Source organism: Microbacterium umsixpiens (genome assembly GCF_053543675.1).
The window spans coordinates 1-1,669 of the sequence record NZ_JBLVOH010000183.1 but is presented as its reverse complement, the minus strand read 5'-3'; the positions used below and the strand labels follow the sequence as shown (position 1 = coordinate 1,669).

General features: G+C 70.0%; 2 protein-coding genes and 1 pseudogene. All 3 read right to left on the bottom strand.

Going from position 1 to position 1,669, the window contains the following annotated elements; translation table 11 throughout:
* Positions 1–550: FHA domain-containing protein (locus tag ACNPM4_RS17060; protein WP_448986474.1), on the bottom strand; the 550-nt coding region annotated here is incomplete at its 3' end.
* The gene (locus tag ACNPM4_RS17055; protein WP_029263897.1) at positions 547–1,272 is read right to left on the bottom strand and encodes a hypothetical protein; all 726 of its coding nucleotides are present in this window, start codon (positions 1,270–1,272) and stop codon (positions 547–549) included. The genes ACNPM4_RS17055 and ACNPM4_RS17060, both read right to left, overlap by 4 nt.
* Positions 1,269–1,669: pseudogene (locus ACNPM4_RS17050) on the bottom strand (hypothetical protein); the annotation flags it as partial. The gene ACNPM4_RS17055 and the pseudogene ACNPM4_RS17050, both read right to left, overlap by 4 nt.

The following is a 1,669-nucleotide window of genomic DNA, read 5'->3' as shown; positions in this document are numbered from 1 at the left end:
GGGTGTCGCCGATCACGACGGCGAGCTCCCCCTCGGCGGCGACCAGACGCACGACAGAGGCCCCGTCGATCAGGATGCCGTTGGCGGAGTTCAGGTCGATCATCTCGACGCGATCGCCGATCTCGAGCCGGGCATGCCGCTTGGACACCAGCGGATCGTCGATCACGACGTCGCAGGAGTCGTCGCGACCGAGCACGATCGTGCCGCGGGTGAGCGCGATCGACCGCGCTCCCGGCCCCGTGCCGACCTCCATGCGACCGATCACCGGGCGCTGCTGATACGTGGCGGGCACCACCCGGACGGTCGCTCCGTGCGCGAGACCGACGTGCGCGAAGGTCGACTCCGGCGCGAGCAGGTCACCCGAGCCGGCGACCACCGAGCTGTACGCCTCCAGCGTCACCGCGGTCGGATCGGCGGTGGCGAAGGATCCGAGCGGGTCCGCCCGGACGATCATCGCGGCGATCTCGCCGATCGTCGCCGTGTTCTCAGCGGTGACCTCGATGTCGCTGGATGCCGCGCCCTGACGGAGCAGGGTCAGCCGTACCTTCACTCGTTCTCTCCCTCTGCCTCACTCGGCTGCGGGGCATCCAGCAGCGGGAGGTCGTCTTTGCTCACCAGCCGTGAGGCGATGACGTGCTCGACCAGTCGCGCGCGGCGGTTGGTCGCGAAGCTGCGCTGACCTCCCCGCATACCCGGCACGCCGATGCGGTCGAACTTGTCGCACACGTTGTCGAGTTTGCGGTTGAAGCGCGTGACCGTCCAGCCCAGACGCTCGGCGGCGGCCGCCGATGAAGGGATCTCGCTCATGCCGGTGCCGTCGCGACGAAGCTGCGGTTCGGCCAGCGCGAGGATCAGCAGCTTCTGACTCTGCGTGAGGGGAACGTCGCCGATGGTCGAGGCACCCCCGTCGTCGTGCTCGCGCTTGGTGGCGCGGAACGTCGGCTCGGCGGCGTGCAGCACCAGCTCGTACGTGGTGGGACCGGCGCTGAACACGATCGTCGTGGTCTCGAACACCAGGGGCAGCCGCGCACCGGGGGCGAGCCACGCCTGCACACCGCCCGCCGAATCGGTCACGGTCGCGGTGAGACGCGTGCCGACGTTCGCGAGCCACCAGAGCCCCTCGCCGTCGCTGATCTCGAGGAAGTGACGGTGCAGGAAGAGGTTGTCGTCGAGTTCGAGGTCTCCCTCGCGCCCGACGATGAAGCGGCTCCCCGGTTCGATCGGGAAGTACTCCCCCGCGAACTCGACGGTGACCGCCGCCGGCGCGGTCATCCGACGCACCCCGTGACGGGTTCGGAAGCACGCCCGTCGCCGCGACGCAGCATCACCTCGATGCACACCTCGCCCGTCGACGCGGGGGTGAACGTGACCGTCTCGTCGGGCGCCTGCCGGACGGCGCCGTCTGCCGCACCACCCGTCTCGGACCAGATGAAGCTGTCGTCCTCGACCGGATCGGGGTTCGTCCACGTGAAGGTCACCTGGTCGCCCTGCCGTGTGCCGGTGAGCTCGGTGACCTTGGGCACCGCATCGGAGACCGGGTCCTGCGGGTCGACCTCCTGCGCGGTGGCCTCGGGCTGCGGCTCGGTGCCGAGGTTCGCGACCAGGGCGTTCAGGCCGAAGATCCCGCCGACGACCACGACGACGGCCGCCACGGCAGCCAGAGTGATCC

Excerpts from the sequence above, each read along its gene's own strand:
- ACNPM4_RS17055 (WP_029263897.1), bottom strand. The coding sequence starts at position 1,272 with ATGACCGCGCCGGCGGCGGTCACCGTCGAGTTCGCGGGGGAGTACTTC.